Source organism: Aquitalea sp. FG25, assembly GCF_057809375.1.
The window spans coordinates 1-18,647 of the sequence record NZ_JBMDJV010000045.1 but is presented as its reverse complement, the minus strand read 5'-3'; the positions used below and the strand labels follow the sequence as shown (position 1 = coordinate 18,647).

Sequence of the window (18,647 nt, the reverse complement as noted above, 5' to 3'; positions counted from 1 at the left end):
CGGCCAAGGGCAAGGTCACCATTGCCGCCAGCCAGGAAATCTTGCTGACCAGCGGCGGCGGCTATATCCGGCTGAAGGGGGGCAATATCGAAATCCACTGCCCCAGCGTGGTGAGTGTGAAAGGGGCGAACCATGCTCTGAGTGGGCCGGCCAGCCTCAGTACGCCGATGCCAGTCTTTGCCAAGCCCGGTACGGGCAACCTGCAGGTATTGCACGAATTTGCTAATGGTTACTCGATGAATCAGGGCAAGTTCGTGGTGACTGATGCGCTAGGTATCAAACACAAGGGGGTACTGGACGAGGCCGGCAAGGCGATCGTGCATGGTTTGCCTCTTGGAGCGGCACAAGTCGAGTTTTTGGGGCGGCCGCATCAGGACAAGGCCGACATCTTCCCCTTTGTGGAACAGCCTGAAGCGGCGCTGCAGCAGATGGGGGGGGCGGTAAAAGACAAAGCCATGCAGGAGCTGAGCAGCACGCTGGGTAGCGTCAGTCAGCAACTGCGCAGTGCTGCGGGACAGGTAAGCGCAATGGCTGGCCAGGCCCAGCAGGCTCTTGCACTGGCGCGCAATCCGCAAAGTGCCATACCCGCGCTTAAAGGGCAGGCGAAGGACGCATTGATGGGCAAGGCCCAGGATGCACTGCCCACCATGCCCAAGTTCTGACATCGTCAATCCAGATCCTCAAAGTTGAACCTTCATGACCACTCCTGTTGCTGTACTTGACGGTACCCCGGCCAATGCCTCCAAGGCGCTGGCCCAAACTGGACAATCTTTTGACAAATGGCTGCAGGGCATCAGCGACGGCTATTTGAGTGTAGAAACCCTCACCACCATTGGCGGCGCGATTCCGGTGGTCGGCAACCTCATTTCCGTGGGTGATGTGGTGGTCGACATCATGGATATGAGCGAGAAGAACCGTAAGAAGCAGGAAGTCGATATTTTTGACTGGATGTTTCTGGGGGTAGACCTGATTGGCGTTGTTCCCGCAGCCGGCAGTTTATTCAAGGTAAGTACCCGCCCGACATTGAAAGTGTGCGCCAATGCCATGCGCCGGGCAGGCAAGGATGTTGCTGAGTATGTCATTGCACCGCAGTTGGTAGGGCAGTTGATCAATATGCTGCCCGGCGATTTCCGTGGTCGCCCTGAGCAGTGGGTGGACTATGTCGAGAGCAAGATTGATGGCTGCCTGAACCAGTGCATCAAGGACGGCAGCAAGTATCTGCTGGATTTAGCGGATTTATTGCGCAGCGCCGGTACCGGTACGCTGGGTAAGTTTGCGGCCAAGAACATTCCCGTCAAACCGGTGGCTTACAACCTGGAAAAAACCAATGGCGGTTTCTGGGCAAGCATCGGTGCGCACATGGACGCCATCAACAAGGCAGTTGGGGAGAAGAAAAAGCAAGTTGCCGCCGGCATGGTGGTGACGGCGGCAGAAGCCGTTGATGACATGACTGCCAAATCCCCCGCATTGCGCGCCACCCTGCGAGAGATGGCCTCTGCGCTTGCAGTATGGGCGGCAGAGCTGCCGAAAAAACTGATGCAGGTACTGGCAGACAAGCTCAAACCGCTGCTGGCCAAGCTGAAAGCCGCTTTCAAAGTCTATTTGGATAAAAAGGGCGGCGCGGTTAAAAACGGTATGAGTAAAGTTGCCAAACAGGTCAAGCAGATCCACAAAGAGGTGGTCAGCCTGTTCAAGGGCGGCGGGCTTGGCCCCAAATGTGGTTGTCCAGCGGGTAAGCCTGCATCGCCAAGATCGATTGACTACCTGAACGGGGTGGAAACCCTGATCCATACGGATTTTACCCTGCCGGGTGTCATGCCTATCGTCTGGCAGCGGGTTTACCGTTCCGACTTTGATGCCAACGATGCGGATGGTCCGCTCGGTGCGCGCTGGATGGCACCGTTTTCTTCTCGCTTCGAGGAAAACGGCGAAGCACTGGTGTACTACGATGATGCCGGCCGCAAACTGGACTACCCCTTATTGCCCTTGGGGGAGTCACTGAAAGATGAACTGGAAGGCCACACGCTTACCCGCCTGGACGACAAGCTGATTTCACTCAGTTTTGGGCATGAGCTGGTCCAGTTGTACGAGAAACAGGGGTCTCGTTATCTGTTGGCGCTGATTAAGGACCGTGCGGGCAACACGCTGGCAGTAAACTTTCGCGATGGCCGCATCAGCCAGTTGGTCAGCAGTGCCGGCTATCTTGTTGCCTTGTCCTACGATGCGCATGGCCGCATTGTCCAGATCAACCAGCAAGACCCAGAAACCCTCCGGCCATTGCGCAAATTGGCCGAGTATCACTACACAGAGCGGCAGCCTTTAAGCAGGGATGCCGGCGACTTGCTGTCCGCGACAGATGAGAACGGGCACAGCTGGAGCTACGCATATCAGCACCACCTGATTACGCGCTACACCGACCGCACTGGCCGTGGCACCACATTGGAGTGGGATGGCCACCATGCCGGCGCACGCGCCATTCATGAATACGCGGATGATGGCAGCCTGGATATCCGTCTGGCGTGGGATGAGCGCATCGATCTGACCTATGTCACCGACGCTTATGGCCGCACCACCGAGTATTACTTTGACGAAAAGGGCTACCACTACCGCACCATCTTCCCGGACAGAAGCGAAGAGTGGTTGAACTATGACGCCAACAAACGCCTGATTATTCACATTCATCCGGATGCCAGCCAGGACAACTACAGCTACGACGCCAAAGGCAATCTGGTGCTGCATGAGCGTGCTGATGGCAGCGAAGTGGCCTTTGCCTACGACGAGCAGGACAACCTGATTGAAATCACCGACCCCCTGGGTGAGAAATGGCTGCGCGCCTACGATGACAAGGGGCAGCTGATTGAAGAAACCGACCCGCTGGGTCACAAAACCAAGTACGCCTACAACGAGCAAGGCCTGCCGGTTGCCGTGACCGACGCCAAAGGCGGCGCCAAAAAGATCAGCTATCGTCCGGATGGCCTGCTGGAAAGCTATACCGACTGTTCCGGCAGCGTCACCCAATGGCAATACGATGAGCGTGGCCGCTCGGTACTCGTCATCGATGCCATGGGCAGCGCTACCCGCTACCAGTACGGCGACAATGGTGGCCTGCGCGCTATCGTGGCGCCGGATGGCCAGGCCACCCAGCTGGAGCACGATGCCGAATCCCGCCTGCTCAAGATCACCGACCCGCTGGGTCGCAACACACACTACGACTACGACAAGGCCGGGCGCCTGCAAAGCCGCACCGATGCCAACGGCCACGCACTGGCCTACCGCTACGACAAACTGGGCCGGCTGATTTCCCTGCGCAACGAAAACCACCGTCACTACCTGTTTGAATACGATGAAGGCGGACGGGTGATTGCGGAAACCGGCTTTGACGGTGCAGTTACCCGTTACCGTTACGACGATGCCGGTCGTCTCACCGAGCAACAGGAAGGCGATGTCGCCACCCACTACCGCTACGACCGCGCCGGTCGCCTGATCGAACGCAGCGCGCCGGGCAGCAAGGAAAACTTCGGCTACGATCCGGCTGGCCGCCTGTTCAAAGCCAAGAACCGCTATGCCAGCCTGCGCTGGATTTACGACCCGGTCGGCAATATCAGCGAAGAACACCACGGCTACCACCTTGCGGGCCTGCGACAAACCTTCCGCTGGCGGCATGAGTACGACGAGCTGGGCAACCGCATCGCTACGCTCCGCCCGGACGGCCACCGCGTGGACGTACTCAATTACGGCAGTGGCCACGTGCACGGCCTGCTGTTCGGCCAGCACGACATCCTGAATCTGGAGCGCGACAAACTGCACCGCGAAACCCAGCGCGTGCTGGGCAATGCGCTGCAGCAAACCCTGGCTTACGACAAAGCCGGCCGCCTCAGCAGCCAGCGCCTGAGTGGCACCACCCAATGGAGCCGCCAGTACCAGTACGATGCCGCCGGCCAACTCACCGGCATTGCCGACAATCGCAGCGGCCAGATCAACTACCGTTACGACCCGGTAGGCCGCTTGCTGGAGGCCGCTACCCCCAAAGGCGTGGAAAGCTTCCGCTTCGACCCGGCGGGTAACCTGCTGGACAACACCCCGACAGCCGACGGCCATCAGGACAACAGCCTGTTGGGCAATCTGCTAAGCCACTACGCCGGCCGTCACTACCGCTACGACAGCCGTGGCAACCTTATCGAAAAGCGCGTCAACGGCAGCCTTACCCAGCTGGAATGGGACGGCTACAACCGCCTGAGCCGGCTGACAGCGCCGGGTGGCGGCAGCACCGAATACCGCTATGACCCGCTGGGCCGCCGCATCGCCAAGCTCAGTCAGGGCAAGACAACCCTGTATGGCTGGGATGGCGACGTGCTGGCGTTTGAAACCCAAGACGACGCCGCCGTGCATTACCTGTTCGAACCCGGCAGCTTCATCCCGCTGGCCCAGGTGCACACCGACGCGATCCAGGGCGTGAAAGTGCCGGCATGGAACCAGTACAACCCCTACGACCCGGAGCGCGACCCGCTGCTGCAGGCAGGGCCGGAACCATCCTCCCCGCGCGCGGTGTACTACTACCACGCCGACCACCTCGGCACCCCGCAAGCCCTTACCGACGCGCAAGGCCAACTGGCACTGGAGATGGATTACAAGGCCTGGGGCGAAGCACGGGAAGTAATTGCCGAGGCAGCCGCCTCCGCTGGCATCCGCAACCCCTTCCGCTTCCAGGGGCAGTATCATGACGACGAATCAGGGCTGCACTACAACCGCCACCGCTACTATGATCCGGAGATAGGGCGGTTTATCTCGCGTGATCCGATTGGGTTGATGGGTGGGATTAATATCCATAGCTATGCGCCGAATCCGGTTGAGTGGGTTGATCCACTCGGTTTGGAGCGCTTTCCCACGTGGATGCCAACTAAGCAAGGATATCAGCGCCAGCATATCATTCCATATTCACTAAAAGGTCATCCAGTATTTGAAAAAGCAGGGTTGGATGTGAATTCTGCAGGAAATATGATGTATATGCCGGTGTGTGAGGGTATAGACTCCAAGAAGAAAGGATATCACCGAGGCTGGACCGAAGAGCATGCGGCTTATAATAGAATGGTGCAGGCTAAATTAGATGAGATGAATATTAAATCTCGTCAAGAAGGGTGGGATAAAGTGAGGGCGCAAAAGGAAATTTCTGACTTGCAATTGAAGCTTAGGGCAGACTTGAATTCTGGGAAGCTAACTTGTGCATCTCCAATGAGATCGAAAAATAAATGAGGTGTGGCGTGATGAGAATATATACTATGAGTACGGCGGAATCGAATGATAACTGCTATTTTGATGTAAAAGACACGAATGGGTCTGTTTTGGACCATTTTATGCTAGGTGTTCCTGTTGCTAGATTTGAAAAAGGATATCCTTTTGTTATGAAGGCTCAGTCTTTTTTTAATAAATCCAATTTTAATGCGTATGATTTTTTTGAGCCAACTATGGCTTTTCCTGTTTTTTCAACTCGTGCGGCTGATGCGTTGCGGGATAAAATGTCATCTCAGATGACATTTTATCCCGCAAAAGTCGATGTGAATGGCGGTCTTTATGAGGTTTTTGCTGGAGTAGTGTTGAATAGGAAAAGGGTATTTGAACGGGTGGGTGATTATGAGATACGTATTAGAGATGGGGTGGTGATGGATGATGAAGATTTTATTGTTAGAGATTTAGATAATCCACAATTTTTCTTTGCCACGGAGTCTATGCGACTCTTGTGTGATAGTTTGCGGTTAAATATTTTATTTAAAAATTTTTCGATGATGAAGTAATTACGAAAATGCGGTAAGTGTATGTAGTTGAGCAATTTTTAAAATTGATTTTTACTTCGTTATTGTTATTTATATCTGATTTCTGATTTTGAAGTAGAGTGAAGATGCAGGTAGTCCATTCTTTGTGATAGAAGAGTGGAAGGCAAAGTCATGGTGAAGTTATTGGGGATGTGAGCGCCATTATGCTACTACTGAGCAAATTAGTATGAAGAATGTTGTTAATTTCAAGACCAGCAAGTTAGGTGGTGAGTTTGGTGATATGTTTGAGGTGTTAAGGTTTAAAGAGAATATGGATTATGATTTGCTGGATATTTTCGATGCGGCAAAAAGTCAGCTCACCCTTATTGTCTCTGATCGCATGAGGAAAGCCATGATTGATAATGGCATAAAGGGAGTTGATTTCCTTGATCTTGATTCTGTGGTGCTGAATTCAGAAGAGAATATTTCTAAAGGGCTTGTGAGATACTTTCCTGTTTAGATAATCAAAAGGTACGGTGGCCCTGCGAGGTTTCGCCCCGGAATTAAGTAGTGCACGATCCTAGCGAACAATATCTTTACTCGGTTGCTATCGTGTAAGACGCTATCTGATATCAAATTTAGGGCTAAGAAAGTGGTTCTTGCCCGTCAATACCTCGTTGCTGCTTTGAAAGAAGTGGTCATCGCTCCTTAGTGCCCTCCTCAAGCGTTTTCTTGTCATCGCTTTTTGCTGAACTATCCAAGCAGTGACAGCACCAAATACCGCTATGACTCGCTGGGCCGCCGCATCGCCAAGCTCAGTCAGGGCAAGACAACCCTGTACGGCTGGGATGGCGACGTGCTGGCGTTTGAAACCCAAGACGACGCCGCCGTGCATTACCTGTTTGAACCCGGCAGCTTCATCCCGCTGGCCCAGGTGCACACTGACGCTATCCAAGGCGTGAAAGTGCCGGCATGGAACCAGTACGGAAAGAATGAGATCGGTTTAGTTTTCTGTAGTAGATAAATATAAAGTTTACAATAAAGATATTTTTATATATTTATAAATTGTGGCGAATAAGTTGGCTTATTTAAATTTTTGTCAGTGAATTTTTGATGATGCTATTTTTATTTTTTCGTATTGTGCTTAAATGGTTGGTGATCATAATTATTGGTTTTGTCTTGCTTGTGGCGGGAGGTTATGGGGTTTATAGAATATTAAGTATGTGGACATACGAAACTGATCTGATGGAGCATGAAAAGCCTTATGGTGGTGGCGACATTCGTATTCGCGACAGGCAAGTTATTATCTTCAAGCCTATTGGGCCCGAATTTAAATTCAAGCCCGCTGCCGAATTGAAAAATCCCGAAGTGGCAGAGTTCACAGAAGAGTGGATGAATAATGTCGATGAAATAGGGAATAGGGCTTCAGTCCGCTTATTACGGGGCGATATGGATAAGGGTGTTCATCGCATCTTTGAAAAGCCCGGTCAAAATGGTGCCTGGTGGATTTCCCCTGATTGGAAAACAATTTATGTGAGTACTGACTGGACAAACTTCAAGCTACCCAATGGTCCTGATGGTTATGGGCAACGTTGGCATACGTTGTGGAAATCAATAGATGGTGGGCAGAGCTGGCAGCAGTTGCAATGGCCAGAACGGGTTCAACCAGGCCAGCCCTTGTTCATGCCAGATGGCAAGCGCGGTTACTTGGTTGCCGATGGTATGCGCATATGGCGTACCTTTGATGGGGGACAGCGTTGGCAGGAAATTACTCTGCCTTCATGGACGAATCAGCAGCTTACTGGCCATCCGAGCGGAAATGGTTTGTTACCTATGATTAAAGACAGTCGGGCCACTTTCAGTGCTTTCGATCTGGCTGATGATGGTGCATTACGGGTGGCATTTTATGTACGCAAGGCAAAACTGGCTGCTGGTATCGGGGATGTGACCGAAAGTACATTGTTGTATCGTATTCCCTTATCTGCCTCGCTGGATGAATTGGCAGGTAAGTGGATGCAGCCAGAGATCGTTCTTCAACAGCAATCAGTGATAGATATCAAGGCATCACACGATGGCAGCTTGAATCTGATTACGCTATTGGGAAAATTAAAATCTGAAAAAGTAGCTGAAACCCAACAGCGTCCTGCGGCTTATATTCAATGGAAGGATGGAAAGGAAAGCTACCGTCATCAGTTTGACGAACACGTTGTTCCTGGTGCGCTATTTGTTGGGCCACAAGATCAACTGGTACTTGCCGGGGAAAGTTTAAATGAGAAGAAAACCACTTCTGATTCCATCACCCTGGTCAGTACCGACAGAGGCCAAACCTGGAAAGAGACTAACGATGGCATGGCCTATGCGTGGTACTACGAAGGGGATAAGAATCGTATCTGGAAGTATCAGTACCGGTCTTTATATTGGCGGGAATTGAATTAATAACTGAAATTGACTCCCTCCAGCTGGCAATGATGGTATTTACTCACCATCATCGCTGGCTGTTCCTGTATAGCCGTCATGGACCGCCCTGCTCCTAGCCCAGATAAAGAAAAACCTCCGCGACAGCCAGGCTGCAGGCGGAGGTTTGATCTGATGCGGGCAGTACTTACAGCATCCAGCCGATATGCGTGGGTACCTGGCCATCCACTGCCATCATCACCGACAGTGCGGTCACGGTGATGATGGAGAAGAAGAACACCTGGCGCGCCCAGACGCGGTCGTCGGTGCTTTCCTTGTAACCGGACAGCGCCATTTTCAGCCACCACAGGCTGGTAGCACAGGCCACCGCCAGATAGCCATAACCGGCGTAGCCGTAGAACACCAGCAGCAGCGTAGCCACAGCAAAAGCCAGGATGTACAGCACGATCTGTTGCTTGGCCTCGGAAATGCCCTTCACTACCGGCAGCACCGGAATCTTCGCGGCTTCGTAGTCCTTGAAGCGGAAGATGGCGATGGCGTAGGAGTGCGGCATTTGCCACAGGCAGAACATCAGCAGCAGGATGGCCGCACCGCTATCAAAGCGGCCACTGGCGGCACAGTAACCCGCCACTGGCGGTACTGCGCCGGACAGGCTGCCCACCAGGGTGCCGTATACCGACTTGCGCTTCATGTACAGGCTGTACACGCCGACATAGATCAGGAAACCGAACAGCGCGCAGCACAAGGCCAGCACATTGGTCCAGATGGCCAGCGTGGCAAAGCCGGCGACACCCAGCACAAAACCATGTGCCAGCGCTGCCTTGGGGCTCATGTCGCCAGTTACCAGCACCCGTTTCTGGGTGCGGGCCATGCGTGCGTCGATATCGCGGTCGATACAGTTGTTGATGGCGCAGCCGGAGGCCACCACCAAGGACAACCCGGCCACCGTGGCCAGCAGCAGGGTCCAGTCCAGCCTACCCTGCGTTGCCAGCAAGAAACCGCCCACGGTGGAGATGAGGTTGCCGAAGATGATGCCCGGCTTGGTCACCTGCAAATAGCGCTTGAGTTTCATCACGTCCCGGCTCAGCGCAGCATCAGTGCATCGGCGGTGGAGATGATCCACACCGACAGGCCCACCAGCATCACGATGATCATCGCGGTGAACAGGAAGGAGAAGCTGTTGAGCTTGCCGTCCTTGGTAAAGTTCAGATGCAGGAAGTACTTGAGGTGCACGATGATCTGCACCACGGCAAAGCCGAAGATGCCGATAACGGTGGCCTGCTTGGTGAAGCTGCCGCTCATCACCATCCAGAACGGGATGGCGGTGAGGATGACCGCCAGCACGAAGCCGGTAAGGTAGCTTTTTACGCTGCCATGATCGGCAGCATGTTCATGTGCCTGGCTCATTACATGGCTCCTTTCAGGTACACGACGGTAAACACGCAGATCCACACGATGTCCAGGAAGTGCCAGAACAGGCTGAGGCAGTTCAGGCGGGTCATGGCGCGGCCGGTCAGGCCGGTCTTGGCCACTTCAAACATCATCACCGTCATCCAGATCAGGCCGGCAGTAACGTGCAGGCCGTGCAGGCCCACCAGGCCGAAGAAGGACGACAAGAAGGCGCTGACATTGGGGCCATGGCCTTCGGCGATCAGGTGGTGAAACTCGTTCACTTCCATGCCGATAAACACGGCGCCGCAGGCAAAGGTGACGGCCAGCCAGCCGAGTACGGCCGACTTGTTGCCCTTGTAACCGGCAATCATGGCAAAACCATAGGTGATGGAGGACAGCAGCAGAGCTGCGGTTTCACCCATCACATAAGGCAGCTCAAAGATTTCCTTGCCCGAAACGCCGGTGGCAACGTTGCGGTACAGCACCGCGTACGCCGCAAAAGCCGTGGCGAACAGGATGCAGTCGGTCATCAGATAAAACCAGAAGCCCAGCACGGTTTGCGAACCGCTGTCGTGGTGCTCGTGGTCGTCATGCGCGTCGTGCGCGTGCTCTACATAAGTACTCATCTTGGCTCAACCTGTTAAGCGGTAGTGGTGGGACGGCTGCCACGACGCGGCTTGTCGGCATCGCGTTCGCTGTAGTTGTCCACATCAATGCCCATTTGCTCGAAGTGGGCACGCTCGATTGTTTCGACTTCATCCGGCTGTACGTAGTAGTCCAGATTGTTGTCGTAGGCACGGGCCAGCATGGCGCCGATGATGCCAACCAGGCCAACAATTGCCAGCCACCAGATATGCCAGATCAAGGCAAAACCCAGCAGGGTGGTGAAGCCGCCGATGTACACGCCGGTGGCGGTATTGCTTGGCATGTGAATCGGTGCGTACTTCTGCGGCACCTTGTAGGCCTCGCCCTTTTCCTTCATGTCGGTGAAGGCGTCGATATCATGCACATGCGGCACAACGGCAAAGTTGTAGAACGGCGGCGGCGAGGAAGTGGACCATTCCAGGGTATGGCCATTCCACGGGTCGCCGGTCACGTCGGCCAGTTTCTTGCGATCACGGATGCTCACCACAATCTGCAGCAGCTGGCAGCCGATACCGCAGGCAATCAGCACCGCGCCCACGCAGGCCAGATACAGCCACGGGTCCCATGCCGGATTGTCGGTATGGTTCAGACGACGGGTCATACCCAGGAAGCCCAGCACGTACAGCGGAATGAAGGCAAACATGAAGCCGCTTTGCCAGAACCAGAAAGCCGCCTTGCCCAGTTTTTCATTCAGCTTGAAGCCGAAGGCCTTGGGGAACCAGTAAGAGAAACCAGCCAGATAGCCAAATACCGCGCCACCAATGATGGTGTTGTGGAAGTGGGCAATCAGGAACAGGCTGTTGTGCAGCACAAAGTCAGCACCCGGTACCGCCATCAGCACGCCGGTCATGCCGCCGATGGAGAAGGTCACCATGAAGCCCATGGTCCACAGTACCGGCGGGGTAAAGCGGATACGCCCCTGATACATGGTGAACAGCCAGTTGAACAGCTTCACGCCGGTTGGCACCGAAATCACCATGGTGGCGATACCGAAGAAGGCGTTGACGTCCGCACCGGAACCCATGGTGAAGAAGTGGTGCAGCCACACCATGAAGCCCAGTACCGAAATCACGCCACTGGCGATGATCATGGAAGTATGGCCAAACAGGCGCTTGCCAGAGAAGGTGGAGATGACTTCGGAGAAGATACCGAAGGCCGGCAGCACCAGAATGTAAACTTCAGGATGGCCCCAGGCCCAGAACAGGTTCAGGTACATCATGGCGTTGCCACCGGCTTCCGCAGTAAAGAAGTGGAAGTCCAGGTAGCGGTCCAGGCTCAGCATGGCCAGCGCGCCGGTCAGGATGGGGAAGGAAGCCACGATCAGCACGTTGGCCCAGGTGCAGGTCCAGGTAAAGATCGGCATTTGCATCAGCTTCATGCCCGGTGCGCGCATCTTGATGATGGTGACCAGGAAGTTGATCGCCGTTAGCGTCGTCCCTATCCCCGATATCTGTAGCGCCCAGGTGTAGTAATCCACCCCCACATCAGGACTGAAACCCAGCTCGGACAACGGCGGATAGGCCACCCAGCCGGTACGGGCAAAGTTGCCCACCCCCAGCGACAGGTTGACCAGGATTACCGCCGACACCAACAGCCAGAAGCTCAGCGAGTTGAGGAAGGGGAAGGCCACGTCGCGCGCGCCAATCTGCAGCGGCACCACGATGTTCATCAGGCCGGTCATGAAAGGCATGGCCATGAAGATGATCATGATCACACCGTGCGCGGTGAAGATCTGGTCGTAGTGCTCTGGCGGGAATACCCCCAGATGCCCGTCGGTGGCCATAGCCAGTTGGGCACGCATCATCAGTGCATCGGCAAAGCCGCGCAGCAGCATAACCATGGCGACGATGATGTACATCACGCCGATTTTCTTGTGGTCAACCGAGGTCAGCCACTCTTTCCACAGATAGCCCCATTTGCCAAATTTGGTAATGAGTGCCATCACCAGCAGGCCCATCAGGCCAGCGCCGGACAGCGCAGCCACAATGATGGGTTCCTTGTAAGGGATGGCATCCAGAGTCAGTTTGCCTAACAACATCGATTATTGCTCCTTGACGGCCGGGGTTTCGCACAGACGCTTGGTCAGTGCTGCCAGCTTCAGTTCGTCGTCGGTGGCAGCCAGCGACTGGCGACCTGCCATGTATTTGTGCAGCACGGCATCAAACAGACGCGGTTCAGGCGTATTGAAGAAGGCCACGGCATTGTTTTCGCTCGGCTTGGCCAGGGCGAGGTAGGTGTCGGCATTCAAGGCCTTGCCCGTTGTGCGCACCTTCTGTACCCAGGCATCAAACTGTTCTGGCGTTTCGGTGGCGATGGCATTGAACTTCATGCCGGAGAAGCCCGCACCGCTGTAGTTGGCGGAGAAGCCCTTGTAGGTACCCGCCTCGTTGGCCACCAGATGCAGCTTGGTTTCCATGCCGGCCATGGCGTAAATCTGGCCGCCCAGCTGCGGAATGAAGAAGGAGTTCATCGCAGCATCAGAGGTAATGCGGAAGTTAACCGGCACATCCTTGGGGAAGGCAATCTGGTTGACGGTGGCGATGTGCAAATCCGGGTAGATGAACAGCCACTTCCAGTTCATGGCCACCACCTGCACATTGATCGGCTTCTTGTCCGAATCCAGCGGGCGGTACGGGTCCAGCTTGTGGGTGGTTTTCCAGGTCACCACAGCCAGACAGGCCACGATGATGATGGGAATGATCCAGACCACAGCCTCGATCTTGTTGGAGTGGGACCACTTGGGTGTGTAGATGGCGTCCTTGTTGCTGGCGCGATACTTCCAGGCAAACAGGAAAGTCATCACGATCACCGGAATGACAACCAGCAACATCAGCACGGTGGCCGTGATGATCAGGGACTTCTCATCCGCTGCAACCTGCCCTTTCGGGTCAAGAATGCCACCCTGACAACCGGTGAGCAGTGCAGTCACGACAGGAGAAAGCCCCCACAACAGGCGGGTGGGTCTAGAGTTTCTCATCATACGACTTTACGGGTTAAAGATTCGTTGCTCGCTTGCACGAGAGACGGAGTCATGGCGGGTGCGGCCATGCCACCGTCAGTGATGCCACAGGCGGGGGCAAGCCCCGCAGTCCGGACCTGGCTCGCACACACGCAGCCCTGTCCAGGGTGAATATCGTTCCGTAAATACTGTCGGCATGGGTGGTTTGGCTGCCGCAGGCAGTACCAGGCATACCGCTGTAAGCCGTGCTGCCAGGCAGCACCGGCGTGGCGGGCCTTCTTGAAGAAAACACACCACACCACCACCTGCGAAGGAAAAGTCGAACAGCCTGATGACGCTGGCTGACAAGCTTGCGACAATTTGTCACAGTGGCGGGCGCGCTATTAAAAATCAGTTTCATTGCGCTTAGCAAGCAAGCAGCGGGCGGTTTGGGGTGGAAAATACGCCTCAAAATGGTGCATATTTGATTTGCATCAAGGCAAACAAGCCTGATTCGTGGCTGGCGCGACAACGATTTAAGCCATAAGCATGGCTTACGCAATGCAGCATCCGAACCGTTACATTTTGTTACAAGAAAATGTCAGCGCGCCGGTGTCCTCTTGCGTCAGCAAGCACTGCACCCCGTGCCTGGGGCATGAAAAAACCGCCGCTTGCAAGCAAGTCGGCGGCTGGTGAAAATCCGGTTACGGCAGATTCAGCGTTCGAGCGCCAGAATGGCCTCCAGGTCCTGATCCACCTTGCGCATGCGCTCGTACAGCTCACCGGTACTGTCCACCATCTGGTCCAGTTGCTCCTGGCTGCTATTGGACGACGCAGTCAGTTTGCCCAGCAGCTCCACAACCTGCTGCATATCACCGGCAAAGCTGCTGACATGCTCGCTCATCAGGCGCATGTCTACGCCAACTTGCGCCACACCGCTCATCACATGCTCCACCGCACCACCGGTGGCATCCAGATTGGACTGGGTGTTATTGGCCAGTTTGCGCACTTCATCCGCCACCACGGCAAAGCCACGGCCAGCTTCACCGGCACGTGCGGCCTCAATTGCCGCATTCAGCGCCAGAAGATTGGTCTGCTCGGCAATCTTCTTGATCATCAGCATCACGTCGCCAATCTGCCGGGCATCCTTTTCCAGCTCGACAATGCGCAGGCTGACATTGGCCGAAGTCTTGTTGCCCTGCTCTACACTGCCGGAAAAGCGGGAAATCTCGTTCTGGATAGCAACCAGGTGGGTCACCAGCTCGGCGGAGGCCTGGCGGAACAGCGGCAGGCTTTCCATCAGTTGGCTGGCAAAGCTCTTGTAACCCTGCAGCTCATGAATGACCTGCGACTTCATCCGGTCGATACACTGCGCCCGCGACACTTCACGACTGTAGAAATAGTTCTTGAAATTGGCATAGTGCACCGGGAATCGCTGGATAAAATCATCCTGGAAATTGTCCTGGGCGGGATAAAAGAAGATGGCGGTCTGGGTCTGGTTGATATTCACACCCAGTAATTCACCAAACGAGGAAAAGCCCGCCACCGGGATATCACCGTAGACATTGCTGCCGGCAAGTGCCGCACCGTTGTTGAGTCGACGCAAGATACAGTCGTTGAGCAAGCCGCCAATGGCTTGCGGCTTGCCCTGGGTAAAGCGGGAAAAGTCGCTCTGGGTGCGTTCTACCAGGCCCTCCTGCTTGAGCAGATGCAGCTCTTCGCCAAACGACAGATCACAGGCAAAGTGCAATATCCCGCGCTCGGCATCCACGCTCAACACCGAACGGACAAACATTTCATTCTTGATCTTGATGCCGAAGCTGAACGTGCCCAAACGCTCGGCCACTTCGGCCGGTCGACAGGAAAAATGGCGAGCCAACACCTCTACCACATTGGCTACCTTGCCATCTCGGTCAAATACCGACTCGACGCTGCGCAGTTCGGAACAAGCCTTGGCAATGGTGAAGGAAGTTCCGGTGTCCTGGAAGTTCTGCGACTTGAACACGCCATAACGGTAAGCCGGTGCCAACTTGATGAAAACCAGCACGGCGTGGCCTTCGCGCACGCTCTGGCCGTCGTGCAAGCGGGTCATCGAAAAATCCAGCGGACCACCGGCAGAACCGCCAATGAACAAGTAGGGGAAACGGTCCGACTCGTAAATAGCCTCCATCAGATAGCTTTCACTGTTGGACAGGCCATCCACCAGCGTCAGCACGAAACCTTCCTGATAGTTCATCGAAAACCCTGGCTGCACCCGTGCCAGATTATCGATCAGACGGCGCACGCGCTCGTCATGCGCCAGCTTGGGCTGGCCGGCCTTGATGTCTTCGCAACCCAGCGGCACGCTCGCCACATGGACGCCAGACAGCAGCTTCTTGTCGAACAGCTGGAACACCATGCTGTCCCAACCGGCATTGGCCGGGAGATAAAGCGGGTCATTTGCCTTGATGGAACACAACTCGCCTGCGGTGGTGGTCAGCACCACCTTGGCACCGGGAAACGCCGCTGCGGCGCTACGCGCTACCTGGTCCAGATTGGCGGCCGGATTGATAAAGCCGAGTACCAGAGCGATATCGTCCCGACTGGCGGCACGCAGATCGTTATCCACGGAAGAGGTGCGGCTGCGAATGATCTGGATGGGAGCAGAGCCCTGCTTGCCTGGCTCGCTTTGAATGGTGGGTTTATTGCGCTTGAAAAACATCCTGTCACTCTCCCATTGGCAATGTGAATCATTATTATTTTCATGCTTATGACATGCTTTAAAATGCATATTAGCAAGAAAAACAGTGCATTCCAGCAAGTTATTACGAATGTTCTGATCTAACTCAGAGCCACATCCTGCGTAGTCCACGGTTGAGTCTGTGCGCACCTCGCGCCATACTCCTGCGGTACTGATTCAACCGGATGGATAGCAAGGCATGACTTACCGTATCGTATTTGTAGAAGATGACGCCGATCTGGCCGAACTGATCAGCGACTTTCTGGCCCGCCACGAAATGGATGTCGTGATTGAACCTCGCGGCGACACGGCGCTCGCCACCATCGCGCGCGAAGCACCCGATATGGTCTTGCTCGACATCATGCTGCCCGGCAAGGACGGCCTATCCATCTGCCGCGAACTGCGGCCCAACTTTGATGGCCCCATCATCATGCTGACCTCGCTGGACAGCGACATGAACCAGATCCTGGGCCTGGAGCTGGGTGCCAACGACTACATCCTCAAAACCACCCCGCCCTCGGTGCTGGTGGCACGCCTGCGTTCGCAACTGCGCAATATGCGACCGATGCAGCCGGCAAGCGAGGCCGCACCGATCAAAACGCAGCGCAAGCTGATATTCGGCCAGCTATCGATAGACCCGGTCAGCCGCGACGTGATCCTGGGCAAGGAAAAAGTTGCCCTTTCCACCTCCGACTTCGACCTGTTGTGGCTGCTGGCCAACCATGCCGGCGAAACCCTCAACCGCGACATCCTGCTCAAAGAGATGCGCGGCGTCAGCTATGACGGCCTGGACCGCAGCATCGACGTGGCCATTTCACGCCTGCGCAAAAAACTGGGCGACAACCCCACCGAACCCTTCCGCATCAAGACAGTACGCAATCGCGGCTATCTGTTCTCGCTGTCCGGCTGGGAATAAGCGATGCGTCGTCTGTTCATCCAGTTTTACCTGTTGCTGGTTACCTGTTTCATGGTGGCGGTGGTGATGGTTGGCGCGGTTTACAAGCAGGCGGTGGACGATGTGGGCGAGCGCTACCTGTCCGACCTGCTGCGCACCACCCTGTCGCTGATCGAGGCAGACCTGCACGGCGTGCCGGAAGACCGCTGGACGGAAACCCTGCAAAGCTCCAACCACGACTTCACCTTCAAGGTAACGGTGGAAAAGCAAAGCAGCTACCTACTGGATGAAGAGTCGGAAGATGCGCTGAACCGGGGCGAAATCGTCATGCTGGAAGACAAATACCTCTTCTTGCAAAAAATTGAGGACAGCAACTATTTGCTGGTTGCCGGCCCGCTGCGCTATCTGTTTTTCCTGCATCAGCTCAAATCAGTGGATTACGCCTTGCTGGCGCTGCTGGGATTGTCGCTGGCGATACCGGTATTCCTGTGGATGCAGCCACACTGGAAGGATCTGGTCACCCTGGAAAAGACTGCCGGCAAACTTGCCGGTGGCGATTTTTCCGCCCGAGTGCACCTGCCCAGTCGCTCAGGGGTACGCCAGGTTGCCGCCGCGTTCAACCACATGGCCGACAGCATTGCCGCCTTGCTGGCCAGCAAAAAGGCCCTGACCAATGCAGTTGCCCACGAACTACGCACCCCGCTGGCACGGCTGCGCTACCGGCTGGCCCTGCTGGAAGGCGATGAGGACTCTCCGGCCAAGAAAGCGATTGAAAAAGACCTGGACGCCATCGACTCGCTGGTGGAAGAGCTGCTGTTTCATGCCAAGCTGGACCGGCCAGAAGCACCACTGCAACTCACCCAGTTTGATGCGGTGGCCTGGGCAAGGGAGCGCATTCACGAACAAGCCACCCTGGCACCAGACATGCACTGGATAGAACCAGCGGGGGACGAGCTGGTATTTCTTGCCGACCAGTATCTGGTCACCCGGGCGCTGGACAATTTCCTGTCCAATGCGCGCCGCTACGCCAGCAGTACCATCCAGACCACGCTCAGCGTAGAAAACCGCAACTGCACCATCATGGTGGATGACGACGGTCCGGGCATTCCCGAAGCCGACCGAGCCAGGGTATTCGACCCCTTCATCCGGCTGGATGAAAGTCGTGGCCGCAAAACCGGGGGCCACGGGCTGGGGCTGGCCATCGTCGCGGGCATTGCCCGTCTGCACCATGGCGAAGTGCGGGTTGAAGCTTCGCCACTGGGCGGTGCACGATTCATTATTCGTTGGCCAACATGAGAATGTACATTTAGTTACATTGAGATACATGGTTCGGGTAGACGCTACCCGGCCCACCCCGTTACGATGCCCCCCTGAATAGGACTATCAGTCCGCTTTCCAACTTGAATTTTCAAGATGAACTTAGGAGTTGTATAAAAATGAAAAAGCTGGCTCTGCTCGCTCTGACCGCTGCCTTCGGCCTGACCTCTACTGCTGCTTTCGCTGCTGACACTTCCGCTCCGGTAGCTATCCACAAAGCTAAAAAAGCTGAGAAGAAAGTAAAGAAAGACGCTTCCGCTCAGAAAGCGCAAGCCGCTGAAGCTTCCGCTCCGGCCAAGAAAGCTAAAAAAGTAGCCAAGAAAGACGCTTCCGCTCAGAAAGCTCAAGCCGCTGAAGCTTCCGCTCCGGCCAAGAAAGCTAAAAAAGTAGCTAAGAAAGATGCTTCCGCTCAGAAAGCTCAAGCTGCTGAAGCTTCCGCTCCGGCTAAGAAAGCCAAGAAAGTAAAGGCTAAGAAGGACGCTTCCGCTCAGAAAGCCCAAGCTGCTGACGCTTCCGCTCCGGCCAAGAAAGCCAAGAAAGTAAAGGCTAAGAAGGACGCTTCCGCTCAGAAAGCCCAAG

Annotated in this window: 15 protein-coding genes and 1 pseudogene; 9 read left to right on the top strand and 7 right to left on the bottom strand. The window is 55.3% G+C overall.

What is annotated here, in order from left to right:
- From ACODR9_RS23605 to ACODR9_RS23580, 6 genes are all read left to right on the top strand, one after another.
- Positions 1 to 662 (top strand): DUF2345 domain-containing protein (locus ACODR9_RS23605; protein ID WP_488812989.1); only part of this gene is annotated, 662 nt, incomplete at its 5' end.
- 34 nt (positions 663 to 696) lie between these two features.
- Positions 697 to 5,250 carry an RHS repeat-associated core domain-containing protein gene (locus ACODR9_RS23600; RefSeq protein ID WP_488812987.1) on the top strand — a complete coding sequence of 1,518 codons (4,554 nt, stop codon included), beginning with the start codon at positions 697 to 699 and terminating at the stop codon, positions 5,248 to 5,250.
- A 26-nt stretch (positions 5,251 to 5,276) separates the two neighbouring features.
- Positions 5,277 to 5,789, top strand: coding sequence for a hypothetical protein (locus tag ACODR9_RS23595; RefSeq protein ID WP_488812985.1), 513 nt, complete (start codon positions 5,277 to 5,279; stop codon positions 5,787 to 5,789).
- A gap of 205 nt (positions 5,790 to 5,994) precedes the next feature.
- On the top strand, positions 5,995 to 6,267 hold the full coding sequence (locus ACODR9_RS23590; RefSeq protein WP_488812983.1) for a hypothetical protein: 273 nt from the start codon (positions 5,995 to 5,997) through the stop codon (positions 6,265 to 6,267).
- 225 nt (positions 6,268 to 6,492) lie between these two features.
- Entirely contained in the window at positions 6,493 to 6,771 is a 279-nt protein-coding gene (locus ACODR9_RS23585; RefSeq protein WP_488812981.1) for a hypothetical protein, read from the top strand.
- Between the two features lie 89 nt (positions 6,772 to 6,860).
- A complete protein-coding gene (locus ACODR9_RS23580) occupies positions 6,861 to 8,183 on the top strand; it encodes a WD40/YVTN/BNR-like repeat-containing protein (protein WP_488812979.1) in 1,323 nt (440 codons plus the stop codon).
- Positions 8,184 to 8,349: 166 nt separating this feature from the next.
- Here ACODR9_RS23580 and cyoE read toward each other — a convergent pair whose 3' ends face one another.
- From cyoE to ACODR9_RS23545, 7 genes and pseudogenes are all read right to left on the bottom strand, one after another.
- Complete coding sequence (gene cyoE, locus ACODR9_RS23575) at positions 8,350 to 9,234, bottom strand: heme o synthase (RefSeq protein WP_488812993.1); 885 nt, start codon at positions 9,232 to 9,234, stop codon at positions 8,350 to 8,352.
- Between the two features lie 11 nt (positions 9,235 to 9,245).
- A complete protein-coding gene (gene cyoD / locus ACODR9_RS23570) occupies positions 9,246 to 9,569 on the bottom strand; it encodes a cytochrome o ubiquinol oxidase subunit IV (RefSeq protein ID WP_089084461.1) in 324 nt (107 codons plus the stop codon).
- Positions 9,569 to 10,180: a cytochrome o ubiquinol oxidase subunit III gene (gene cyoC, locus ACODR9_RS23565; RefSeq protein ID WP_488812977.1), complete on the bottom strand. Its 612-nt coding sequence runs from the start codon at positions 10,178 to 10,180 to the stop codon at positions 9,569 to 9,571. The genes cyoD and cyoC overlap by 1 nt, the downstream gene beginning before the upstream one ends.
- 14 nt (positions 10,181 to 10,194) lie before the next feature.
- A complete protein-coding gene (cyoB, locus tag ACODR9_RS23560) occupies positions 10,195 to 12,237 on the bottom strand; it encodes a cytochrome o ubiquinol oxidase subunit I (RefSeq protein WP_488812975.1) in 2,043 nt (680 codons plus the stop codon).
- Between the two features lie 3 nt (positions 12,238 to 12,240).
- Positions 12,241 to 13,128, bottom strand: a complete 888-nt coding sequence (cyoA, locus tag ACODR9_RS23555) for a ubiquinol oxidase subunit II (protein WP_488812973.1) — start codon at positions 13,126 to 13,128, stop codon at positions 12,241 to 12,243.
- Positions 13,129 to 13,852: 724 nt separating this feature from the next.
- Positions 13,853 to 14,683 carry a methyl-accepting chemotaxis protein gene (locus ACODR9_RS23550; RefSeq protein ID WP_488812991.1) on the bottom strand — a complete coding sequence of 277 codons (831 nt, stop codon included), beginning with the start codon at positions 14,681 to 14,683 and terminating at the stop codon, positions 13,853 to 13,855.
- Positions 14,666 to 15,838, bottom strand: a pseudogene (locus tag ACODR9_RS23545) (FIST signal transduction protein); the annotation flags it as partial. The gene ACODR9_RS23550 and the pseudogene ACODR9_RS23545, both read right to left, overlap by 18 nt.
- A gap of 217 nt (positions 15,839 to 16,055) precedes the next feature.
- Here ACODR9_RS23545 and rstA point away from each other — a divergent pair.
- From rstA to ACODR9_RS23530, 3 genes are all read left to right on the top strand, one after another.
- The gene (rstA, locus tag ACODR9_RS23540) at positions 16,056 to 16,772 is read left to right on the top strand and encodes a two-component system response regulator RstA (RefSeq protein ID WP_488812971.1); all 717 of its coding nucleotides are present in this window, start codon (positions 16,056 to 16,058) and stop codon (positions 16,770 to 16,772) included.
- 3 nt (positions 16,773 to 16,775) lie between these two features.
- Positions 16,776 to 18,047 carry a two-component system sensor histidine kinase RstB gene (gene rstB, locus ACODR9_RS23535; RefSeq protein WP_488812969.1) on the top strand — a complete coding sequence of 424 codons (1,272 nt, stop codon included), beginning with the start codon at positions 16,776 to 16,778 and terminating at the stop codon, positions 18,045 to 18,047.
- Positions 18,048 to 18,187: 140 nt separating this feature from the next.
- Positions 18,188 to 18,647, top strand: a 460-nt coding sequence (locus ACODR9_RS23530) for a hypothetical protein (protein ID WP_488812967.1), incomplete at its 3' end; no start/stop codon positions are given.

Coding starts and splice junctions, on each gene's coding strand:
- ACODR9_RS23600 (WP_488812987.1), top strand. CDS start 697: ATGACCACTCCTGTTGCTGTACTTGACGGTACCCCGGCCAATGCCTCC.
- ACODR9_RS23595 (WP_488812985.1), top strand. CDS start 5,277: ATGAGTACGGCGGAATCGAATGATAACTGCTATTTTGATGTAAAAGAC.
- ACODR9_RS23590 (WP_488812983.1), top strand. CDS start 5,995: ATGAAGAATGTTGTTAATTTCAAGACCAGCAAGTTAGGTGGTGAGTTT.
- ACODR9_RS23580 (WP_488812979.1), top strand. CDS start 6,861: ATGATGCTATTTTTATTTTTTCGTATTGTGCTTAAATGGTTGGTGATC.
- cyoE (WP_488812993.1), bottom strand. CDS start 9,234: ATGAAACTCAAGCGCTATTTGCAGGTGACCAAGCCGGGCATCATCTTC.
- cyoD (WP_089084461.1), bottom strand. CDS start 9,569: ATGAGCCAGGCACATGAACATGCTGCCGATCATGGCAGCGTAAAAAGC.
- cyoC (WP_488812977.1), bottom strand. CDS start 10,180: ATGAGTACTTATGTAGAGCACGCGCACGACGCGCATGACGACCACGAG.
- cyoB (WP_488812975.1), bottom strand. CDS start 12,237: ATGTTGTTAGGCAAACTGACTCTGGATGCCATCCCTTACAAGGAACCC.
- rstA (WP_488812971.1), top strand. CDS start 16,056: ATGACTTACCGTATCGTATTTGTAGAAGATGACGCCGATCTGGCCGAA.
- rstB (WP_488812969.1), top strand. CDS start 16,776: ATGCGTCGTCTGTTCATCCAGTTTTACCTGTTGCTGGTTACCTGTTTC.